The 21,302-nt window shown below is 72.3% G+C and carries 18 protein-coding genes; 11 read left to right on the top strand and 7 right to left on the bottom strand.

The window, feature by feature from the left end:
- Positions 1 to 18 precede the first annotated feature (18 nt).
- From ABFX46_RS33120 to ABFX46_RS33110, 3 genes are read right to left on the bottom strand one after another with little or no spacing between them, the layout of a single operon-like run.
- A complete protein-coding gene (locus ABFX46_RS33120; RefSeq protein WP_346047861.1) occupies positions 19 to 1,965 on the bottom strand; it encodes a DUF6807 family protein in 1,947 nt (648 codons plus the stop codon).
- Positions 1,966 to 1,970: 5 nt separating this feature from the next.
- The gene (locus tag ABFX46_RS33115; protein WP_346047859.1) at positions 1,971 to 3,017 is read right to left on the bottom strand and encodes a mandelate racemase/muconate lactonizing enzyme family protein; all 1,047 of its coding nucleotides are present in this window, start codon (positions 3,015 to 3,017) and stop codon (positions 1,971 to 1,973) included.
- A 12-nt stretch (positions 3,018 to 3,029) separates the two neighbouring features.
- Entirely contained in the window at positions 3,030 to 3,917 is an 888-nt protein-coding gene (locus ABFX46_RS33110; protein ID WP_346047858.1) for an NAD-dependent epimerase/dehydratase family protein, read from the bottom strand.
- Positions 3,918 to 4,062: 145 nt separating this feature from the next.
- On the opposite strand from ABFX46_RS33110, the gene ABFX46_RS33105 reads away from it, so the two are divergent.
- The 9 genes from ABFX46_RS33105 to ABFX46_RS33065 all read left to right on the top strand — a co-directional run bounded on the left by ABFX46_RS33105 (position 4,063) and on the right by ABFX46_RS33065 (position 15,303).
- Complete coding sequence (locus ABFX46_RS33105) at positions 4,063 to 5,025, top strand: LacI family DNA-binding transcriptional regulator (protein ID WP_346047857.1); 963 nt, start codon at positions 4,063 to 4,065, stop codon at positions 5,023 to 5,025.
- Positions 5,022 to 5,984, top strand: a complete 963-nt coding sequence (locus ABFX46_RS33100; RefSeq protein WP_346047856.1) for an aldose epimerase family protein — start codon at positions 5,022 to 5,024, stop codon at positions 5,982 to 5,984. Before ABFX46_RS33105 ends, ABFX46_RS33100 begins: the two co-directional genes overlap by 4 nt.
- A 208-nt stretch (positions 5,985 to 6,192) precedes the next feature.
- On the top strand, positions 6,193 to 7,200 hold the full coding sequence (locus tag ABFX46_RS33095) for a carbohydrate ABC transporter permease (protein ID WP_346047855.1): 1,008 nt from the start codon (positions 6,193 to 6,195) through the stop codon (positions 7,198 to 7,200).
- Entirely contained in the window at positions 7,184 to 8,059 is an 876-nt protein-coding gene (locus ABFX46_RS33090; RefSeq protein WP_428831334.1) for a carbohydrate ABC transporter permease, read from the top strand. The genes ABFX46_RS33095 and ABFX46_RS33090 overlap by 17 nt, the downstream gene beginning before the upstream one ends.
- A 40-nt stretch (positions 8,060 to 8,099) precedes the next feature.
- The gene (locus tag ABFX46_RS33085; protein WP_346047854.1) at positions 8,100 to 9,362 is read left to right on the top strand and encodes an ABC transporter substrate-binding protein; all 1,263 of its coding nucleotides are present in this window, start codon (positions 8,100 to 8,102) and stop codon (positions 9,360 to 9,362) included.
- A gap of 26 nt (positions 9,363 to 9,388) precedes the next feature.
- Complete coding sequence (locus ABFX46_RS33080; protein WP_346047853.1) at positions 9,389 to 10,744, top strand: Gfo/Idh/MocA family protein; 1,356 nt, start codon at positions 9,389 to 9,391, stop codon at positions 10,742 to 10,744.
- The gene (locus ABFX46_RS33075; protein WP_346047852.1) at positions 10,744 to 11,802 is read left to right on the top strand and encodes a dienelactone hydrolase family protein; all 1,059 of its coding nucleotides are present in this window, start codon (positions 10,744 to 10,746) and stop codon (positions 11,800 to 11,802) included. The genes ABFX46_RS33080 and ABFX46_RS33075 overlap by 1 nt, the downstream gene beginning before the upstream one ends.
- 325 nt (positions 11,803 to 12,127) lie before the next feature.
- Positions 12,128 to 13,711, top strand: coding sequence for a carbohydrate-binding protein (locus tag ABFX46_RS33070; RefSeq protein ID WP_346047851.1), 1,584 nt, complete (start codon positions 12,128 to 12,130; stop codon positions 13,709 to 13,711).
- A 32-nt stretch (positions 13,712 to 13,743) separates the two neighbouring features.
- Entirely contained in the window at positions 13,744 to 15,303 is a 1,560-nt protein-coding gene (locus tag ABFX46_RS33065) for a pectate lyase family protein (RefSeq protein WP_346047850.1), read from the top strand.
- 35 nt (positions 15,304 to 15,338) lie between these two features.
- Here ABFX46_RS33065 and ABFX46_RS33060 read toward each other — a convergent pair whose 3' ends face one another.
- The 3 genes from ABFX46_RS33060 to ABFX46_RS33050 all read right to left on the bottom strand — a co-directional run bounded on the left by ABFX46_RS33060 (position 15,339) and on the right by ABFX46_RS33050 (position 18,799).
- Positions 15,339 to 16,829 (bottom strand): serine/threonine-protein kinase, encoded by a 1,491-nt coding sequence (locus ABFX46_RS33060; RefSeq protein WP_346047849.1) that lies wholly within the window; start codon positions 16,827 to 16,829, stop codon positions 15,339 to 15,341.
- Positions 16,830 to 16,951: 122 nt separating this feature from the next.
- Complete coding sequence (locus ABFX46_RS33055; RefSeq protein WP_346047848.1) at positions 16,952 to 17,689, bottom strand: glucose 1-dehydrogenase; 738 nt, start codon at positions 17,687 to 17,689, stop codon at positions 16,952 to 16,954.
- A 24-nt stretch (positions 17,690 to 17,713) separates the two neighbouring features.
- Complete coding sequence (locus tag ABFX46_RS33050) at positions 17,714 to 18,799, bottom strand: NAD(P)H-dependent amine dehydrogenase family protein (RefSeq protein ID WP_346047847.1); 1,086 nt, start codon at positions 18,797 to 18,799, stop codon at positions 17,714 to 17,716.
- A gap of 108 nt (positions 18,800 to 18,907) precedes the next feature.
- On the opposite strand from ABFX46_RS33050, the gene ABFX46_RS33045 reads away from it, so the two are divergent.
- Complete coding sequence (locus ABFX46_RS33045; RefSeq protein WP_346047846.1) at positions 18,908 to 20,167, top strand: hypothetical protein; 1,260 nt, start codon at positions 18,908 to 18,910, stop codon at positions 20,165 to 20,167.
- A gap of 5 nt (positions 20,168 to 20,172) precedes the next feature.
- Here the strand turns inward: ABFX46_RS33045 and ABFX46_RS33040 are convergent, their stop codons facing one another.
- The gene (locus ABFX46_RS33040; protein ID WP_346047845.1) at positions 20,173 to 21,003 is read right to left on the bottom strand and encodes a M20/M25/M40 family metallo-hydrolase; all 831 of its coding nucleotides are present in this window, start codon (positions 21,001 to 21,003) and stop codon (positions 20,173 to 20,175) included.
- Between the two features lie 18 nt (positions 21,004 to 21,021).
- Here ABFX46_RS33040 and ABFX46_RS33035 point away from each other — a divergent pair, with 18 nt between their 5' ends.
- Positions 21,022 to 21,246 (top strand): IclR family transcriptional regulator domain-containing protein, encoded by a 225-nt coding sequence (locus ABFX46_RS33035; RefSeq protein WP_346047844.1) that lies wholly within the window; start codon positions 21,022 to 21,024, stop codon positions 21,244 to 21,246.
- Positions 21,247 to 21,302: the final 56 nt, after the last annotated feature.

Below are 21,302 nucleotides of genomic sequence, written 5' to 3'. Positions count from 1 at the left end.
GGAGGGCGAGGGCGCCGTTCACCCGGCGCGGAAGGTGCCAGGGTTCTCCTCGCGCATGGCGGCCGTCCCCGCCTCGGCGGCGAGGTCGCGGGCCCGGCCGGGGGCGAGGCGTCCGTCGGCGACCACCACGGTGATCGCCCGGTCCACACGGTCGGGGACGGCCAGCGGCTCGTCCCAGGCCAGTGCCGGGCCGACGCCCGGGTACTCGGCGACCCGGACGAACCAGGGGTCGAGCCCGGTGGTCTGGACGAACAGCAGGCTCCACGCGTCCGAGGTCAGCGCCAGCCACGGCGTGACGCTGCCGTGCACGGCCTCTTCCCCGGACGCCTCGGCGGTGAAGACGGCCAGGCCGGCGGAGTCCTTGGGCGCCCGCCAGAAGAACCCGCCGTAGCCCGCGCCCGCCCGGCCCTTGCAGGCGGAACTCCGCAGGACGAGCGGCTTCCCCGTGCGGCCGGCCAGCGTGAACGCGAAGTCCAGCGCCCACGCACCGGCGACGGGACGGGCGGTGAGGGTGCGTTCCTCGGCGGCCAGGACGGTGCCGTCCGGGCCGACCCAGTCGAGGCTCTCCGCATGGCCGCCGTCGATGGGGCGAAGCGTGCGCCGCCGCTGCCGCCCGTGATTGGGGAGGATCTTCGGGCCCTCGCCGGGGACGTAGGTGGAGCCGCCCCAGAAGTTGGCCCCGTCGACGTCGGAGATCGCGACGCCCGCCCCGAGGTGGTGGACGTGGTCGTCCGGCCGGGTCTCGGTGACGACCGTCCCGCCGAGGGTCCGGACGGGGTGCAGGTGGGGCCGCGGAGCATCGGCGGCCTGCAGGTCCCCGCGCTGGACGTAGGAGGCCACCTCCCGCGCGCCGACCCTCAGCACCGTCTCCGGCCACGGCCTCGCGACCGAGCCGAGGCTGCCGGGGAAGCCCAGTTCGGAGAGGGTCGCGAGGTCCTCCGCCGCGCGGACGGCCAGGCCCTCGATGCCGGGCAGCACCAGCCGGGACGGCTCGGCCCGGACGTACCGCCCCCCGACCGGGCGCGGTTCGGGGGCGCGCCGGATCGCGTCGAGCAGCCGGGTGAAGCCGCCCGTGCGGGCGAGCGGCACCAGCAGGTCCGCGCCGTCGCGGATGTGCGCGATCAGGTTGCCGAGCAGGTCGGTCCGGGCGAAGCCGGTCCTGACGCCGCCGGCCTCGATCTCGTCGAGGGTGTAGAACAGCCGGGCCGAGCGGGTCTCGCCGTGCAGGTGCAGGTACGGCTCGGTGCGCCGGCCGGAGCAGAGCGAGACGGTGATCGCGATGACCGTCCCGTCGGCCAGCCGGAGCCGGGCGCTGGAGGTGTCGTCGGACTCGATCGCGTTGGCGCGGTACAGCTCCAGCTCGATGCCGCCGACCGAGTCGACCGTGTCCGCGCCGGCGACCGCCAGGGCGGACGCCACCGCGTGGGCGAAGGGGTTGGTGAGGGCCCCGTCCATGACGTCGACGCCGTCCAGCCGGCGGCGGCCCGCCCAGGCCGAGCGGGTGTAGTAGGCGAGCGGGCGGGTCCACGCCCCGGCCACCCCGATGGCGCGGACCGGCTCGCCGAGCACCTCCCGCGCGGCCGCGATCGCGTCCGAGCCGAGCGACTGGAAGCCGACCTGGCAGGAGAGGCCCGTCTCGGCCACCGCCGCGGAGATCGTCTCGAACTCCCCGACCGACGGCGCGGGCGGCTTCTCCAGCAGCACGTGCGCCCCGGCGCGCAGCGCGGCCGCGGCCAGCGGCGCGTGCGTGTGGATCGGGGTGGCGACCACCGCGACCTCGGCCCCGGTCTCCCCGACCAGCGCGGCCAGGTCCGCCGAGACGGGCACGTCCAGCCCGGCCGGCGGCCGGATGTCGCACACCCCGGCCAGCTCCGCCCGGCCCGCCGCCGCGAGCCGCCGGACGTTCTGCAGATGGTGGCGCCCGTAGCCGTTGGCCCCGGCGACGACGACCTTCACCGGTCTCATCCCGCTCATCCCTTCGACCAGCGCGTCGGCGCGCCCGTTGCGCGCAGCTCGGTACCGGTGATCTCCACCGGGGACGGGTCGGCGAGCAGCCCGAGGTCGGTGAGCGTGGCATCCTCGGGGACCTCCACCATCGCGGGATGGTGCAGGGCGAGGGCGAGCTGGCCCGACAGCTCGGTCATCAGGTGCGGGTGCACCGGCACGTCGAACACCCGGGCGAGCTCGGCGATGCGCAGGAACGGGGTGATCCCGCCGACCCGGACCACGTTCGGCTGGACGACGTCGCAGGCCCCGGCGGTCAGCAGGTCGCGGAACCCGTGGGCGGTGGCGACGTTCTCGCCGACCGCGATCGGCGTGCCGGTGCTCCGCCGCAGCTCCACGTGCGCGGCGAGGTCGTCGGCTGGCAGCGGCTCCTCGACCCAGAACAGGTCGAACCGCTCCAGCGCACGCAGCGCGACCCTGGCCCGGTGCAGGTCCCACAGCTGGTTGGCGTCGACCATCAGCGCGGTGTCCGGGCCGACGACCTCCCGGACGGCGGCGACGCGCGCGACGTCCTCGGCGAGCGAGGGCCGCCCGACCTTGATCTTGACGGCGGGGTACCCGGCGGCGGCCCAGCGCGCGGCCTGCGCGGTCAGCTCGTCCGGCGGGTAGTGGCGGTTGATGCCGCTGCCGTACACCGGGACGCTGTCGCGGCGCGCCCCGAGGACGTCCACCAGGGACCGGCCGCCGCACTCCAGGTCCCACAGCGCGAGATCGACGCCGGCCATCGCGATCGGGACGATCCCGGACCGTCCCGCCTCGCCGAGACGGGCGGACAGCCTGTCCCACACGACGCCGGGGTGCGCCGGAAGCCCGATCACCGCGTCGCGGACGTCGTGCTCCAGCAGCGCCTTGACGGCGTGCGCCCCGATCTGCGGGGTCCAGGAGATCCCGGTCCCCGAGCGTCCGTCGTCCAGCGTGAGCGTGACGAGCAGGACGTGGTTGCAGGGCACGTCCGCGCCCCAGGGCCGGGCCAGCGGCACCGACCGCGGCTCGACCGACAGATCCTTGATCACGTCGAGGCCCCTTCAGGCGAGTTCGGTGCGCCAGCTGCGCTTGGCGGTCCAGCCGAGCAGCCGCTCGGCCTTGGCGGAGGAGAACGCGGGGGACGTGCCGGCGAGCGCGGCGGCGGCCTCCCGCGTCGCGGGGAAGAAGCGGGGCAGCAGCTCGGCCAGCGGCTCGCGGGCCAGCGCGTCGCCGGCCCCGGCGAAGAACACCTCGCCGTTGCGCTCCAGCCCCGGCAGCTGCGCGAGGAGGGCGCCGATGAACTCGCCGGCGTCGCGGGCGTCGAGGTAGTTGAACAGCGAGACGCTGCCGATCTCGGGCCGGTCCAGCCGCTCGCGGAGGGTGTGCCCGGACTGGGTCGGGGCGCCCTCCCACTCCTCGGGCGCGATGACGAAGCAGGGGCGGAACGCGGCCATCCGCGTGGCCGCGGCCGTGCGGGCGAACGTCTCCATGGTCTGCTCGGCGACCAGCTTCGACAGGCTGTAGACGTTCCAGGGACGCGGCGGGTGCTCCTCGTCCAGCGGCAGGTACTCGGGCGTCCAGCCGCCCGGCGCGCCGTAGCCCATCACCGTCGGGCTGCTCGCGACGACCAGCTCGGGCACCTCCAGCGCCACCGCGGCCGCGCAGACGTTGAACGCCAGCTGGGTGTTGACCCGGAACGTCGTGGCGTCCGTCCGGCCGAAGGGCACCGCGATGGCGGCGAGATGGACCACCGCGTCCGGCCGGAACCGGGTGACCACCGAATGGGCCTCGCCCAGATCGGTGAGATCGGCGGGCAGCTCCGCGGCGGCCTCCCCCGGCGTGCCGGGGGCGCTGTCGACGCCGATCACCTCGTGGCCGGCCGCCGCCAGCGTGGTGACGACGCTGCGGCCCAGCCGGCCCGCGCTTCCGGTGACGAGCACTCTGCTCACCGCATGGACTCCTCAACTCGCTGCAACCAGTTGCAGTAACCATCGCGCCGATATCACCGGCACGTCAAGTGAACAGTGCACGACCAGCAGAAACAGTGAGAGCGATCATTACGAACGTGCAAACGGTTGCGTTAAGCTAGAGGCCATGGCAGTGACTATCCGGGACGTGGCGCACGCGTGCGGCGTGCACGTATCGACGGTTTCGCGAACCTTCTCCGCGCCGCACATGGTGAACGCCGAAACGCGGACCCGGGTGCTGGCGGTCGCCGAGTCGCTCGGCTACCGGCCCAACCGGGCGGCCCGCTCGCTCACCACGGGCCGCACCAACAACCTCGGGCTGATCGTGGCCGACCTCGCGAACCCGTTCTTCCCGCCGCTGATCAAGGCCGCGCAGGCCGCGGCCCGCGCCCGGGACTACCACCTGTTCGTCGCCGACACCGACGAGGACCCGGCCAAGGAGGAGGAGCTGGTCCTCGCCTTCTCCAAGCAGGTCGACGGCATCGTGCTGTGCAGCCCCCGCTCCTCGAACAAGGCGCTGGAGAAGCTGGTCGAGACGATCCCGTTCGTCCTGGTCAACCGGCGGCTGCGCGGGGTGACGACCGTCGTCATGGACGTCGCCCGCGGCGCCCGCACCGCGATGGAGCACCTCGCCGGGCTCGGCCACCGGCGCGTCGCGCTCGTGTCGGGGCCGGCCGGCTCGTGGACCAGCGGCGAGATCCGCAAGGCCGTCGCGGACGTGCCCGGCCTCGACACGGTCGTCATCGGCCCGAACGCGCCCACCGAGGAGGGCGGCCTCGGCATCGCCGCCGAGGTCGCGGCGGCCGGGGTGACCGGCGTGCTCGCCTACAACGACCTCGTCGCCATCGGCCTCATCGAGGGCCTCGACGAGCTCGGCGTCGGCGTCCCCGGCGACATCAGCGTGATCGGCATCGACGGCAGCATCACCGGGCGCCTGTACCGGCCCAAGCTCACCACGGTCGCCATGCCCACGGCGGACGCCGGGCGCATGGCCGTCGACCTGCTCATCACGTCGATGAGCGCGGCCACCGTCCTGGAAACGCACCTGGTGGTCCGCGAGTCCACCGCTCCCCCGAAAGGACTCCCATGACAGATCACGGCACCGCCTTCGGCGTCACGCCCGACGGCGAGAAGGTCGAACGGCACGTCCTCGACAACGGGCGGCTGCGCGTCGCCGTCCTGACGTACGGCGCGACCGTCCAGCGGCTGGAGGTGGCCGACGGCACCGACGTCGTCCTCGGCCTCGGCACCCTGGAGGACTACCTCCTCCGCAGCCGGTACTTCGGCGCGGTCGTCGGCCGGTACGGCAACCGCATCGCCCGCGGCAGGTTCACCCTCGACGGCACCGAGTACCGGCTCCCGGTCAACGACGGCGAGAACAGCCTGCACGGCGGCGTCCGCGGCTTCGACAAGCGGGTGTGGCAGGTCGAGTCGGCGGGCCCGGCGGAGCTGCTGCTCGGCCTGGTGAGCCCGGACGGCGAGGAGGGCTACCCCGGGGAGCTGACGGCCCGGGTCCGGTACGTCCTGGACGGCGACACCCTGCGGCTGGAGTACCGGGTCACGACCGACGCGCCCACCGTCGTCAACCTGACCAACCACTCCTACTTCAACCTGGCGGGCGGCGGCGACGTGCGAGGCCACGTGGTGACGCTGGAGGCCGACCGCTACCTGCCGGTGGACGAGGGGAAGATCCCCACGGGCGAGCTGGCGCCGGTCGCCGGGACGCCGTTCGACTTCACCGCCCCCAGCCGGGTCGACGCGCGGCTCGGCGGCCGCTACGACCACTGCTACGTCCTCCAGGGGCGGGCGGCCGTCACCGATCCGGTCAGCGGGCGCTGGATGGAGGTCACCACCACCGAACCGGGCGTGCAGTTCTACACCGGGCACATGCTGGGCGGCGACGGCACCCCCTACGGCCCGTTCGCGGGCCTGTGCCTGGAGACGCAGCACTTCCCCGACGCGCCGAACCGGCCGGCGTTCCCCTCCCCCGTTCTGCGGCCCGGCGAGGAGCGCGTCTCGACCACCGGCTACCGCTTCGGCATCGCATGACCGACTGCAAACGGTTGTAGTAACAAGCAGACGAGGACGGAGATCGTTAGGCGACGCTCCGTCCTCGACTACTGCGTTGACCTGGGTTTATAGGAAAACGGTCCACGATGAGCAGTGAGGAATCTCACTGCAAAGGGTTGACGTCATCTCTGGCTTCGCGCTAAGAAAGCGCTATCTCAACCACCTCCGACTCATCGAAGGGCCAGTGATGACGCTGAGGCCCGCCGCGGCCGAGACGGCACCGGGGGCGGCCGGACCCCCGGTCACGCCCCCGGCGAAGGCGCCCGCACGACGCCGTCTCCGGCACCGCCCCGGACGCCGCACGAGTTCCCGCGCCCGCTCGCAGGCATGGGCCGCCTACCTGTTCCTGGCCCCCTGGTTCATCGGACTGTTCGTCATCACGCTCGGCCCGATGATCGCCTCGCTGTACCTGTCGTTCACCGACTACAGCCTGCTGGCGCCGGCCCACTGGGTCGGCATGGACAACTACGACAGGCTGTTCACGGCCGACAACCGGTACATGAACTCGCTCAAGGTCACGACCACCTACGTCTTCGTGTCCGTCCCGCTCCAGCTGGCCTTCGCCCTCGGGCTGGCGCTGGCGCTGGACAAGGGGCTGCGCGGGCTGTCGTTCTACCGGTCGGTCTTCTACCTGCCCTCGCTGCTCGGCGGCAGCGTGGCGATCTCGATCCTGTGGCGGAAGATCTTCGGGGTCGACGGGATCGTCAACACCTTCCTCGGCTGGTTCGGCTACACGGGCCAGGGGTGGGTGACCAGCCCGGACACCGCGCTGTGGACGCTGATCATCCTGCACGTCTGGACGTTCGGCGCCCCGATGGTCATCTTCCTGGCCGGGCTGCGGCAGATCCCGCAGAACCTCTACGAGGCGGCCCGGGTGGACGGCGCCGGCCGGCTGCGGCAGTTCCGCTCGATCACGCTGCCGCTGCTCACGCCGATCATCTTCTTCAACGCCGTGCTGGAGGTCATCAAGTCGTTCCAGTCGTTCACGCAGTCGTTCGTGGTCAGCGGCGGCAACGGCGGACCGGTCGACTCGACGCTCTTCTACACGCTCTACCTCTACATCAAGGGCTTCAAGAACTACGAGATGGGATACGCGGCCGCCATGGCGTGGGTGCTGCTCCTCATCATCGGGGCCCTGACCGCCGTCAACTTCCTCATGTCTCGATTCTGGGTCTTCTATGGCGACGACAACTAGGCGCCCGCCGAGCGGCCGTATCCCGGTCCTGTTCCGGCCCGCCTCCCGGCTGACCAAGCACCTGCTGCTGATCGCGTTCGGGCTGTTCATGCTCTACCCGCTGCTCTGGATGATCTCCAGCTCGCTGAAGCCCGAGGACGTGATCTTCCGCGAGCCGGGCCTGATCCCCGGCGAGGTGACCGGCCGCAACTACGCCGACGGCTGGGGCGCGCTCAAGCACTCCTTCGGCTACTACCTGTGGAACTCGGCGGTCATCACCTCGCTCGCGGTGGTCGGCAACCTGCTCGCCTGCTCGCTGGCGGCCTACGCGTTCGCGCGGCTGGAGTTCCCGCTCAAGAGGCTCTGGTTCGCGATCATGCTGGTCTCGATCATGCTGCCGCACCACGTGACGGTCGTGCCGCAGTACATCGCGTTCAGCAAGATCGACTGGATCAACACGATCTGGCCGATCATCGTGCCCAAGTTCCTCGCCACCGACGCGTTCTTCATCTTCCTGATGGTGCAGTTCATCCGCACCCTCCCCCGGGAGCTGGACGAGGCGGCGGCGATCGACGGCGCCGGGCACTTCCGCACGTTCCTGCAGGTGGTGATGCCGCTGTGCGTCCCCGCGCTGGCCACCACGGCGATCTTCACCTTCATCTGGACGTGGAACGACTTCTTCACCCAGAACCTCTACCTGACCAACTCCGACAACCTCACGGCCCCGGTCGCGCTGCGCCAGTTCCTGGACTCCAGCGGCGACTCCTCCTGGGGGCCGATGTTCGCGATGTCGATCATCTCGCTCGGCCCGATCTTCGGCTTCTTCCTGGCCGGCCAGAAATACCTCGTCCGAGGAATGGCGACCACCGGCCTCAAATAGCCCCTTCACACCTTCCCTTCCCCCCGGAGGTACAGCAGAAATGAAGCGCATCCTGGCGGCCGCCGCCGTGACCGCGATCGCCTTGTCGGCGACCGCGTGCGGCAGCGGCGGCGACGGCGATTCCGGCGGCAAGACCAAGATCGTCTTCTCCTACTGGGGAAGCGACTCGCGGCAGAAGCTGACCGAGTCGGCCATCGCGGCGTTCGAGAAGAAGAACCCCGCGATCGACGTCGAGGGCGACTTCTCCGACTGGGACAGCTACTACGAGAAGCTGGCCACCAAGACCGCGGCCGGCGACGCCCCGGACGTCATGTCGATCGAGATCCGCGGCCTCGCGGAGTACGCCGGGCGCGGCGTCCTCGCCGAGCTGAACGGCAAGGTGGACACCGCCGGCCTCGACCAGGACGTCCTCAAGGCCGGGCAGGTCGGCGGCAAGCAGTACGCGATCCCGACCGGCGTCAACGCGTTCCCGATGGTCGTCAACGAGAAGACGCTGGAGAAGTACGGGCAGAAGGTCCCCGACGACAAGACCTGGACCTGGGACGACTACATCGCGATGGCCCAGAAGGTGACCGAGGAGAGCGGCGGCGACGTCTGGGGCACCGAGTACAACGAGAACCCGGCGTTCCTGCAGATCTTCGCCGCCCAGCGCGGCGAGCAGTACTACGCGAACGGCAAGGTCGCCCTGTCGGAGCAGACGATCAAGGACTGGTGGGCGCTGATCAAGAAGATCATCGACACCAAGGCGGGCCCCGGCGCCGACGAGATGCTGGAGACCGGCACCAAGCCCGACCAGGCGCTGATCGGCACCAACAAGAGCGCGTTCGGCATCTGGTGGAGCAACCAGCTGGACACCCTGACCAAGGGGTCCGGCCAGGAGCTGGACCTGCTGCGCATGCCGAAGGCGCCCGGCGCGACGACGTCCGGCATGTTCCTGCAGCCGGCGATGTACTACACGATCTCGTCCAAGAGCGAGGAGGCCGCCGCCGCCGGGAAGTTCGTCGACTTCCTGGTGAACGACCCGGAGGCGGGCGCGATCCTGCTCAGCGACCGCGGGCTGCCCACCAACGCGAAGGTCGTCACCGCGATCAAGGACAAGCTGTCCCCGGCCGACCAGAAGGTGCTGGCCTTCATGGACGCGATCAAGGGCGACCTCAGCCCGATCTCCATCCCGCCGAAGGGCGCGATGGAGATGGAGGACATCCTCAAGCGCGCCACCGACTCGGTGCTGTTCGGCAAGGCGTCGCCGGACCAGGCGGCCAAGACCTTCCTGACCGAGGCGAACAACGCCCTGTCCCAGTAGGGGGACGTCCCCGCGGGGACGACCCGATGACGAGCCGTGCGGCCCGTGAACAGGCCGGGCCGCACGGCGCCACCCCCGCTCCCTGGAGTTCCCGCACCATGCGATACGCCTTCGTCGGGCTCGGCCACCGGGCGCAGATGTACGTCGACGCGCTGCTCGGCGGCTGGAGCGACACCGGCGAGATCACCGCCCTCTGCGACCCCAACCGGACGCGCCTCGGCTACTACCTCGACCGCATCGGCCGCGACGTGCCGTGCTTCGCGCCCGGCGACTTCGGCGCGATGCTCGGCCGCGCCGACGCCGTCGTGGTCGCCACCGTCGACGCCGCCCACGCCCGCTACGTCGTCGCCGCCCTCGACGCCGGCAAGGACGTCGTCGTCGAGAAGCCGCTGTGCACCACCGCCGAGGACTGCGCGGCCATCGCCGCGGCCGCCGAGCGGAGCACCGGCAGGCTCATCGTCACCTTCAACTACCGCTACTCCCCGCGCAACAGCGCCGTCCGGCGCCTCATCGCCGCCGGCGCGATCGGCGAGGTCACCTCGGTGCACTTCGGGTGGTCGCTCGACACCATCCACGGCGCCGACTACTTCCGCCGCTGGCACCGGGACCGGGCGAACTCGGGCGGCCTCCTCGTGCACAAGGCCACCCACCACTTCGACCTGGTCAACTGGTGGATCGCCGACGCCGCCGCGTCCGTCTACGCGCAGACGTCGCTGCGCTTCTACGGCGCCGGCAACGCCCGCGCGCGGGGCCTCGCCGACCGCCCCGGCCGGGCGCACCGCGCGCCGGGGCTCGGCACGGACCCGTTCCTGCTGGACATGTCCGCCGATCCCCGCCTGCAGCGCCTCTACCTGGACGCCGAGCACGAGGACGGCTACATCCGCGACCAGGACGTGTTCGGCGAGGGCGTCACCATCGACGACAACATGGCGGTCCTCGTCCGGTACGAGCGCGGCGCGCTGCTCACCTACTCCCTCAACGCCCACGCGCCCGCCGAGGGGTACCGGGCCGTGATCAACGGCACCGCCGGACGGCTGGAACTCGACGTCGTCGAGCGGGCCTGGACGCCGCCGCACGCGGCGATCGACCCGACCGCGTCCGGGAAGGAGCACGCCGAGGGCGCGTCCGAGCGGCTCGTCCTGCACCGGCACTGGCAGCGGCCGGAGGAGATCGCCATCGAGAGGGGCGCGGGCGCGCACGGCGGCGGCGACGCGCTGCTGCTCGACGACGTGTTCCGGGGGCCGTCGGAGGACCCGCTCGCCCGCCGGGCCGGATACCGCGCGGGGGTCGCGAGCGTGATGATCGGCGTGTCCGCGAACCGGTCGGCGGCGACCGGCGCCCCCGTCGCGCTCACCGCCGGCGGCACCCGGGCGGCGGACTGATGCTCGGCGCGTTCTCGGGCCTGGCGGAGATCGCGGCGCGCGAGCGCGGCCTGTTCCCCCCGCCGGGCCCGGACCTGCCCGAACGCCTGCGCGACGCGCTGGGCGTCCTCGGCCTGAGCGCCGCGGACGTCCGGGTCGAGCGCCGCTGGACGGACAGCGGCCTCGCCGGGGAGGAGCTGTCCTGGACGGTCGGGTTCGGCCCGCGCACCCGCGCCTACCTGCTCCGCCCGCGCGGCGCCGCGGGCCCGCTGCCGGGCGTGCTCGCGATGCACTGCCACGCGGGCATGAAGCGGGCGGGCAAGGACAAGATCGCGGACGGGCCGGACCCGCCCACCGCCGAGGTCGCCCGGCTGCGCGACCGCCTCTACGGCGGGCGCGCCTACGCGGGCGAGCTGGCGCGGCGGGGCTTCGCCGTCCTGGCCCACGACGTGTTCGCCTGGGGCAGCCGCCGCTTCCCGCTGACCGGGCCGGACGGCGACCCCGGCCGCTACGAGGAGGCGGCCCGCGACCACGAGCACGTGCTGGCCAAGGCCTGCACGCTGCTCGGCACCTCGTTCGCCGGCGTGCTCGCCTCCGAGGACCTCGCGGCGGCGGCGTACCTGCGCTCCCGTCCCGACATCGCGTCGGTCGCCGCGATCGGCCTGTCCGGCGGCGGGGCGCGCGCCGCGCTGCTGGGCGCGCTCGACCCCGGGATCGGCGCGGTCGCCGTGGCCGCGATGGTCTCCTCCTTCCGGGACTTCCGCGACGAGCACGTGGCCGCGCACTCCTGGATGCTGTTCCCGCCGGGCCTGACCCGCCTGGCGGACTGGCCCGGCGTGGTCGCCGCCCGCGCCCCGGCCCCGCTGATGGTCCTGTACGCCACCGCCGACCCGCTCTTCCCCGCCGCGGGCACGGCCCGCGCCCACCGCCAGATCACCGCCGCCTACCGGAATGCGCCCGGCCATTACACCGGCGTTTTCTTCGACACCTCCCACCAATTCGACCGCGCCATGCAAGACGCGGCGTTCACCTGGCTCGCCGACACGGCAGCGCCAATCCGACACCGCCGGACCTCATGAAAACAATGGCGACGCCATTGACGTTCCAGGGTTAAACGCATACCGTTTCAGAAAGCGCTTTCTGTAGCACCGGACAACGGAACGTCCGGCTCGCTCCCCCCGCCATCGAGCGGCCGCAACGGCGCAGCCGCGATCGCCACAGAAGGGCCCGCTCCCATGTGCCCGCTCCCCCGCCGGCGAGCCCGGCCGCCCCCATTGACGACAGTTCCCGCAGCGATCCGACGCGCCGGCACGCGCGGCTGATCCGACCATCACCGCGGCGCCATCCCCCCGCCCCTTTTTCTCGAATTCCGGTCGGCCGGGCCGGCCGAGCTTGGAGACAGCAATGCCCATGAAACCCGTCATCGCCTGCGGCGGCCTGGTGGCCGGCGCGCTGGTCGCGCTGTCCGGCACCACGGCGCACGCCGCGACCGTCCGGTACGAGGCCGGCGAATCACCGGCGGTGTGCTCCGGAACCATCGACTCCGACCACGCCGGCTACTCCGGCGGCGGATTCTGCAACACCGAGAACGAGACCGGCGCCTACGCGCAGTTCACCGTGGCCGCCCCCGCCGCGGGCACGGCGACGTTAAGCGTCCGCTTCGCCAACGGGACCGGCACCGCCCGTCCCGCGACCGTCACCGTGAACGGCTCGACGGTGTCGACGGCGCAGTTCGCGGGCACCGGCTCGTGGGACTCCTGGACGACGGCGGCGATCGCGGTGCCGGTGAACGCGGGGTCCAACACCGTCCGGTTCACGGCCACCACCGGCAACGGCCTGCCGAACATCGACTACATCGACGTCGAGACCGACGGCGACGACACACCGCCTCCCACCGATGCCGGCACGCTGTACGTGGCGCCGAACGGCACCGACGGCGCGTCCGGAACCCAGTCCGACCCGACCACGCTCGCCTCTGCGATCGACCGCGTCGCCCCCGGCGGGACGATCTCCATGCGCGGCGGGACGTACCGCTACTCGCAGACGGTCACGATCCCGCAGGGCAACAGCGGCACGTCCGGCGCCCGCACGCAGCTGTCCGCCTACCCGGGCGAGACCCCGGTGCTGAACTTCTCGGCGATGAGCGAGAACTCCGCCAACCGCGGGCTCGCCGTGAACGGGTCGTACTGGCACGTGTACGGCATCGTCGTCGAGTACGCCGGCGACAACGGCATCTTCGTCAGCGGCAGCGACAACGTCATCGAGCGGACGGTGACGCGGTTCAACCGCGACACGGGGCTGCAGCTGTCCCGGATGGCGTCCGACACGCCCGAGAGCCAGTGGCCGTCCAACAACCTCATCCTCAGCGCGGAGTCGCACGACAACGCCGACTCCGACGGCGAGGACGCCGACGGCTTCGCCGCCAAGCTGACCTCCGGCCCCGGGAACGTGTTCCGCTACGACGTGTCCCACAACAACATCGACGACGGCTGGGACCTCTACACCAAGGACGAGACCGGCCCCATCGGCGCGGTGACCATCGAGGACTCGCTGTCCTACGGCAACGGCACGCTCAGCAACGGCGGCCAGGCCGGGAGCGGCGACCGCAACGGCTACAAGCTCGGCGGCGAGGACATCCCCGTCGGCCACGTCGTCCGCCGCTCGTTCGCGGTGGGCAACGGCCACCACGGGTTCACCTACAACAGCAACCCCGGCTCGATGACGATCTCGGACAACGTCGGCATCGACAACGCCGAGCGCAACTTCTCCTTCGACGAAGGCGGCTCGACGTTCCGCGACAACACCTCCTGCCGGTTCGACGGCGACGGGTCCAACGACAAGACGGCCGGCGACGCCGACGGCTCCAACCAGTTCTGGACCGGCTCGAACGGCTCCCGGTGCTCGTCCTACGCCGGCGCCCTCGGCTGGTACTTCGGCTCGGACGGCCACCTCGTCGTGACCTTCGGCGGCAGTACCGCGACCCCGTGACCCCCAGCGCGCGAACGAGAGAAGAGGCAAGGATGAGACGACAAGTCGCACTGCGGCTCTCCGCGGCGGCGGGCGCTGCGGCCCTCGCGGCCGCCACCGGCGCGGTCCTGTCGACGCCCGAGGTGTCGGCGGCGGCCGGCGGCGCCACCGGCTACGCCACCCAGAACGGCGGGACGACCGGCGGCGCCGGCGGCCAAACTGTGCGTGCCACCACGGGCACCGCGATCCACGCGGCGCTGTGCAACCGGGCCAGCAGCAGCACCCCGATCACCATCGAGGTCGAGGGGACGATCGACCACGGCAACACCAGCAAGGTGTCGGGAGACAGCTGCAACACCGCCGACGACAGGATCGAGCTCAAGCAGATCAGCAACGTCACGATCATCGGGGTCGGCGGTGGAGCGGTGTTCGACCAGCTCGGCATCCACATCCGCGAGGCGAGCAACATCATCATCCAGAACGTGACGGTCCGGAACGTCAAGAAGTCGGGCTCGCCCACGTCCAACGGCGGCGACGCCATCGGCATGGAGAGCGACGTCCACAACGTCTGGGTCGACCACGCCACCCTCGAAGCCTCGGGCGGCGAGGACGAGGGGTTCGACGCGCTCTTCGACATGAAGGACGGCACCCGGTACGTGACGCTGTCCTACAGCATCCTGCGCAACTCCGGGCGCGGCGGGCTCATCGGGTCGAGCGACAGCGACACCGGGAACGGATTCGTCACCTTCCACCACAACCTGTACCAGAACATCGACTCCCGGACGCCGCTGCTGCGCGCCGGCACCGTCCACACCTACGACAACCACTTTCTGGGCCTCGTCAAGTCCGGCATCAACTCGCGGGTCGGGGCGCATGTGAAGGTCGAGAACAACTACTTCGAGGACTCCAAGGACGTCCTCGGCACCTTCTACACCGACGACCTCGGGTACTGGCAGGTCAGCGGCAACATCTTCGACAACGTGACGTGGACCGAGCCCGGTGAGGAGAACCATCCCGCCGGGCCGGACCCCCAGTCCAACACCTCGGTGAGCATCCCCTACTCCTACAGCCTCGACGACGCCGCCTGCGTGCCGGACATCGTGGGCCAGACGGCAGGCGCCGGCAAGGGCCTGCGGGTGTCGGACGGCAACTGCTCCGCGCAGAGCCCCACGCCCACCCCGACCCCGACCCCGACCGATCCCACGCCGACGCCCACCGACCCGACGCCGACCCCGACGCAGCCGAGCGGGACCAACCTCAGCATCGGGGCGGGCTCCGACGGCTCCAGCAAGGCGAGCGGGACGAGCTACGGCAACGTGCGGGACGGCGACATGGGCACCTACTGGTCGCCGGCCGGCCCGACCGGCGCGATCTCGATCAAGTGGGACTCGGCCACCACCGTCTCCAAGATCAACATCCGGGAGGCGTCCGGCGCCGCCGGAGCCATCGGCTCCTGGCAGGTGCTGAACCACGACACTGGCGCCGTGCTCGCCTCCGGCAGCGGCGCGGGCGTCATCACCTTCGCCCCCGTCTCCCTGCGCAAGATCACCTTCAACATCACCGACTCGACCGGTACCCCCCGGGTCGCCGAGTTCGAGACCTACGCCGGCTAGCCCACCGCCCCCCGCACCCGCCGCCCGTCCCCCGGTCAGCCCTGATGGGCGCCCCGGTGGGCGGGCGGCGGCCCGGCGCCGGGAAGGCACCAGCGGCCGGTGGCCGGGCGCAGCGCCATGACCACGGCGCTGCCCGCGCACACGGCCAGGGACGGGGCGACGACCAGCATCGTCACGAGCACGGAGAAGTCCACGTTCGTGAAGGTCCCTCCCGTCATGAAGAACTGGACGACGGCGGCCGCGCCGTGCACGGCCGTCACGCCGCCGGCCCCGGCGATCATCCAGCGCCCGGCCGCGCTGCGCCGGAGCAGCAGCCGCACGCCCGCGGCGAGCACCGCCCCCTCGGCCATGGCGATCATGATGTTCACCAGCAGCATCGCGGTGTACCCATCGGGGAAGGGCCGGTTCTGCATCATGGTCGCGCCCTTGAAGATCATGAAGAGGATCCCCGGGAGGCACAGCAGGGCCAGCGAGATCGCGCCGGTCGCGCTGCCGCCGTGCTCGGGCACCTCCGCCGCGCGCGGGGCGGCCGACACCTGCGGCACGGGCCGCGGCGTCGCCTGCGACACGGGCTGCTGCGCCTCCGGCGGCGGGGGCTGGGGAGTCGCAGGCTGCGGGAGCCGCGACGGCATCGCGGCGGGGGCGGGAGGCGGCGGCGACGTCGGGGCCTGCGTCATCCGTTCGGTGACCATCGTCGTGACCGGAGGCGGGAGCCACTCGGGCGTCGCCTGCGCGACGTCGGAGAGGTCGTCGAGGACGTCGCACAGGCCCGGCCGCGCGCCCGGGTCCTTGGCCAGGCAGCGGCGCACCAGGTCGGCGAGAGATGCGGGCAGGCCGGTCAGATCGGGTTCGTCGTGGACGATGCGGTAGACGATCGCCTCACCGGGACCGGCACCGAACGGGCCGCGCCCGCCGGCCGCGTACGCGAGCACGCAGGCGAGCGAGAACACGTCGCTCGCCGGGCCCACCGGCCGCCCGCGGGCCTGCTCGGGGGACATGAACCCGGGGGTGCCGACCACCGCGTGCGTGTGGGACGTGGCGTCCAGCGCGCGGCTGATGCCGAAGTCGATGACGCGCGGGCCGTCGCCGGCGAGGATCACGTTGGACGGCTTGAGGTCGCGGTGCACGAGGTCGCACGCGTGGATCGCGGTGAGCCCCTCGGCCAGCCCCGCGCCGAGCACGGCGACCGTCTCGGCGGGCAGCGGCCCGTGCGCCGCGACGGCCTGCTGCAGGGACGGGCCGGGGATGTAGGCGGTGACCAGCCACGGCGGGTCGGCGTCCGGGTCGGCGCCGACCACCTGCGCGGTGTAGAAGCCGCCGACGCGGCGGGCCGCCTCGGCCTCCAGCGCGAACCGGCGGCGGAAGCCCGGATCGTCGGCGAACTCGGGGCGGATCAGCTTCACCGCGACCCGGCGGCCGCCGCGCGACCGCCCGAGGAAGACCCGCCCCATCCCGCCGCCGCCCAGCCGGCCCTCCAGGCGGTACGGCCCCGCCTCGCGCGGATCGTCCTGCCGCAGCGGCTCCATCCGGGACACTCCGTTCAAAAAGACGGCACTGTGCGTACGAACCTCCGATCATTCCAGAAGCACGGCGGGTCCCGCTCCGCCCCCGCGCCGGGAGCACGAGCGTCCGCGGGTCCGGGGTGCGGTCAGGCCTTGTGGGGGATCTGGTTGACCGTGCCGCCGTCGATGACGAACTCGGATCCGGTGGCGAAGGACGACTCGTCGCTCGCCAGGAAGACCACGAAGGAGGCGACGTCCTCGGGCTGCCCGGGGCGTCCCAGCGGGATCGGGACCATGTCGTCGGGGATGCCCTCGGTGATCGGGGTGCGGATCAGTCCCGGATGGAGCGAGTTGACCCGGACGCCGTGCGGGGCGAGTTCGATGGCGACCGACTTCGTCAGGCCGCGCAGGCCCCATTTCGAGGCCACGTACCCGTGCGCCCACGACGTGCCGCGCAGGCCCTCGATGGAGGAGTTGTTGATGATCGAGCCGCCGCCGGCCGCGATCAGCGCGTCGGTCGCGGCGCGGATGCCGAGGAACGGGCCGGTGAGGTTGACGTCGATGATCCGCTGCCACTTCTCCAGCGAGAAGCGCTGGATGGCGGCGCCGTTGGCGATGCCCGCGTTGTTGAAGAGCACGTTCAGGGCGCCGAACTCGCGGACGGTCGTCTCGACCGCGGCCGTCCAGTCGTCGGGACTCGTCACGTCGAGGTGGACGTAGCGGGCGGCGTCGCCCAGTTCGTCCGCGACGGCCCCGCCCTCGTCGTCCAGCACGTCGCCGAGCACGACTTTGGCGCCCTCGGCGGCCAGGGCCCGCGCACTGGCCGCGCCGATGCCGCGCGCGCCTCCGCTGATCAGCGCGATCTTCCCGTCCACGCGTCCCATCGTGGGTCTCCTCTTCGCCGGGTCTCAGTCGGCCAGCGCCGCCGCGAAGACGCCGCGGGCGGTGGTGAAGGGCAGGTCGAGCGGCGTCCGCAGCCCCGGCGGCGCCGCGACGACGTCGGGGATCGCGTTGACGATGCGCCCGGCGCCGGAGGCGATCGCGGCGTAGTTGTGGTCGCCCCGGGCGCTGGACGGGCAGACGTCGACGCGGTAGGAGGGCTCGCCGACGATCTCGACCCGGTAGGAGCCGCCGTCCTGCGCGGGCTGCGGCCAGTCGGGGCGCAGGTCGCCGCGCAGCCGGGTCGTGTGGTCGATGACCAGGACCTCCCTGCCGCCGACGACGCCGCGGACCTGGAAGCGCATGGCCGCGACCCCGCCCGCGGGGATGTGCCCGGCGGCCACGTCGAACGCCTCCGGCGCGGGCTCCTGCTCGAACCACTCGGTGATCTCGTCCAGCTCGAACCCGAACCCCCGGGCCAGCATCCGCAGGCTGACGCCCCAGGACGCCGCCAGGATCCCCGGCCTGAACATCCTCGGCAGGTCCCCGACGGGCCGGCCGAAGCCCATGAAGTCGAAGATCACCGGGCCGCCGTCGTAGCTGGCGTAGTCGGCGATCTCCGAGCAGCGCACCTGCTCGACGCGCTGGCAGGTGCCCGCGATCGCGAACGGCAGCAGGTCGTTGACCCAGCCGGGGTCCACCCCGGTGGCGAAGAGGCTCGTCCCGCCCTTCCGGCAGGCGTCCTCCACGGGCTCGATCATGCGGTCCGGCAGCACGCCCCACGGGTAGATGAGGGGCACCGGCGAGGACGCCACGACGTTGCTGCCCGAGGCGAGGATCCTCTGGACGTCGCCGAGCGCCTCGACCAGCCGGGTCTCCCCCAGCGCGCAGTAGACGGTGCACTCCGGACGCAGGGCCAGTGCCGCGTCCAGGTCGCCGGTGGCCGCCACGCCGGTGACCACGTCCAGGCCGGCGAGTTCACCGGCGTCCCGGCCGGCCTTCTCCGGGCTCGACACGACCAGTCCGGCCAGTTCGAAGCGGGGGTCCTCGATCAGCTGCGCGAGGGCGATGCGGCCGACGTTGCCGGTCGCCACGTGCAGGACGCGGATGGCCATGCTGCTCCTTCGCCGGCCGGCGTGCTGGACAGCTGTCCAGTCACTGTTCCACAATAGTAGAACACGTTCTACCACGGCGCCGCGCGCAACGGAATCGGAGACCGGCAGATGCCCCACTCGCCAGTGACACCCCGGAGCCGCTACGCCGGCCTGACGCGGGAGCAGCTCGCGGTCGCCGTGCCCGAGCTGCTGCTGATCGGGCAGCTCATCGACCGCTCCGGGATGGCGTGGTGCATCTCGGCGTTCGGCCGGGAGGAGATGGCGCGGATCGCGATCGAGGAGTGGGCGGCCTCGAGCCCGATCTACACCCGGCGGATGCAGCGGGCGCTCGGCTACGCCCCCGAGGTCCCGGGGAAGGGCGACGTCCCGACCATCTTCAAGGGCCTCCAGCTCGACATCGGCGCTCCGCCGCAGTTCATGGACTTCCGCTACACGGTCCACGACCGATGGCACGGCGAGTTCCACCTCGACCACTGCGGCGCGCTCATGGACGTCGAGCCGATGGGCGAGGACTACGTCCGGTCCATGTGCCACGACATCGAGGACCCCACGTTCGACGCGACCGCGGTCGCCACCAACCCCAGGGCGCAGGTGCGGCCGATCCACCGGCCGCCCCGCACGCCGGCCGACCGGCACCCCCACTGCGCCTGGACGGTGGTCATCGACGAGTCCCACCCGGAGGCGGTGGGCATCCCCCTGCTGGCCGTCAACGAGCGGTCCCGCGCCGCGCGCCTCGACCTGGCCCCGATCGACCGGGCCGGCGAGGGCCTCGCCGACTACTCCGGGCCGCTGCTGTCCGACCTGGACTTCGCCGCCTTCTCCCGCTCCGCGCTCGTCCGGATCGCCGACGAGGTGTGCCTGCAGATGCACCTGCTGGACCACGCCTTCGCGCTCGCCGTCGCCAAGCGGGCCGCCGACGCCGACCAGCTGCTCCGGATCCGCCGCAAGCAGCTGGTGGGCATCGCCGGCGTCGCCGCCGGACGGCTCGCCCGCGCCCTGGACCTGCCCGGGAGCCCGGAGGGGGCGGCCCGCCTCCTGGCGGTCCACCCGCTCCTCAACCCGTCGGCCTACGTCGACGCCGACTTCGACGGCGCCGGCGTGGCCGTCCGCCCGTCCCCCGCCCATGAGGACGACGCCTGGATCTCGCTGTGCGGCCCCGGCTGGACGGCGCCGCTGCAGGCGATCGTCCGCGCCCTCGACGCGCATCTCGACGTCGAGGTCGCCGGCGGCGGCGACGCGTGGCGGCTGAGCGTCGTCCGTCGCGACGCCCCGGCCCCCGAGGCCGACGAGGTCGCCGTCGTGCGGTTCAGCACCGGTGCCGGCTTCACCTTCCAGCCCCGGCGCTCCCTGCCGATCACACCCGTCTGACGGGTTCAGGAGTAGGCCAGGCCGATGGCGGTCCAGGCCATCGCGGTGGCGCCGTCCAGCAGCGCCTTGTCGGCGGCCGGGGTGACGCAGGCCGCCGTGAACTCCGGCCGGTGGTTCACGGCGGGCAGGCAGTCGAGCCCGAGCAGGGTCGGGACGACGTGGGAGACGTTCCCCATGTCGGTGGCCGCGCCGACAGGGGAGCCGCCGGACAGGTCCGGGAAGACGCGCCCGAGGGCCTCGGCGTTGGCGCGGTAGAGGGACAGCATGGCGGCGTCCGGCCGCAGGTCGGCGTAGTCGAGGCCGACCGGCGCGGTCGCCAGGTCGCAGCCCGTGGCGAGCACCCCGGCCTCGAAGCGGCGCAGCACGCGCGCCTTCAGCTCGGCGAGCCGCCCGACCGCTGCCGGGTGGACCGTCATCGCCGCGTCCATCCCGTCGAACGCGCCGCGCTCCAGCATGATCTTGCCTCCGCCGCCCTCCTCCCCCGGGATGCCGAGGACGGTGACGGTAAGCCCGAGGCCGTCGGCCAGCCCGGCGAGGGCCGCTCCGGCGCCGACCGCGGCGGCGGCGATGATGGTGTGGCCGCAGGCGTGGCCGATCCCGGGAAGGGCGTCGCACTCGGCGCAGATCCCGACGTGCTCGACGTCGAACCCCGCGTCGGCCAGGGCCTGCGCGACCCACGCGCTGAGGTGGCGGACCGGCATCTCCGGACGCGGCGGACGGATGCCCAGCCGGTCGATCATGTCCCGGACGGTCGCGGCCCGCCGCCCGGTGTCCAGCAGCCCGGCCCGCGAGATCCGGGGCATCGTCGCGACCGTCGTGTTGTCGGTGACGCTCATGCCGAGGACGAGCCCGGTGTGCTTCCGGTCCTCGGTGTCCGCGACCAGGGTTACGCCATCGACGACGAGGAGAATGAGAAGACCATCCGCTGCGTGGGAGCGCCCGTTTTCGACCGGGCCGGCACCGTCGTCGGCGGCGTCAGCATCTCCACGGTGACCTTTCTCGTGCCCCGCGAGGAGCTGGTCGCCCTGGCCCCCGCCTTGCAGGATGCCGCAGCGTCCTTGGGGAACTTCATGAAGTAGGGCCGGGAAGGCGATGCAATCAATTCGACAAAACTTGATCAAGGGAACGGCGAATA

This window comes from Actinomadura chokoriensis (genome assembly GCF_039529475.1).
GTDB classification, from domain to species: Bacteria; Actinomycetota; Actinomycetes; order Streptosporangiales; family Streptosporangiaceae; genus Spirillospora; species Spirillospora bangladeshensis.
The sequence above is the reverse complement of the archived record's forward strand: the minus strand, read 5'-3'. Positions and strand labels throughout refer to the sequence as shown.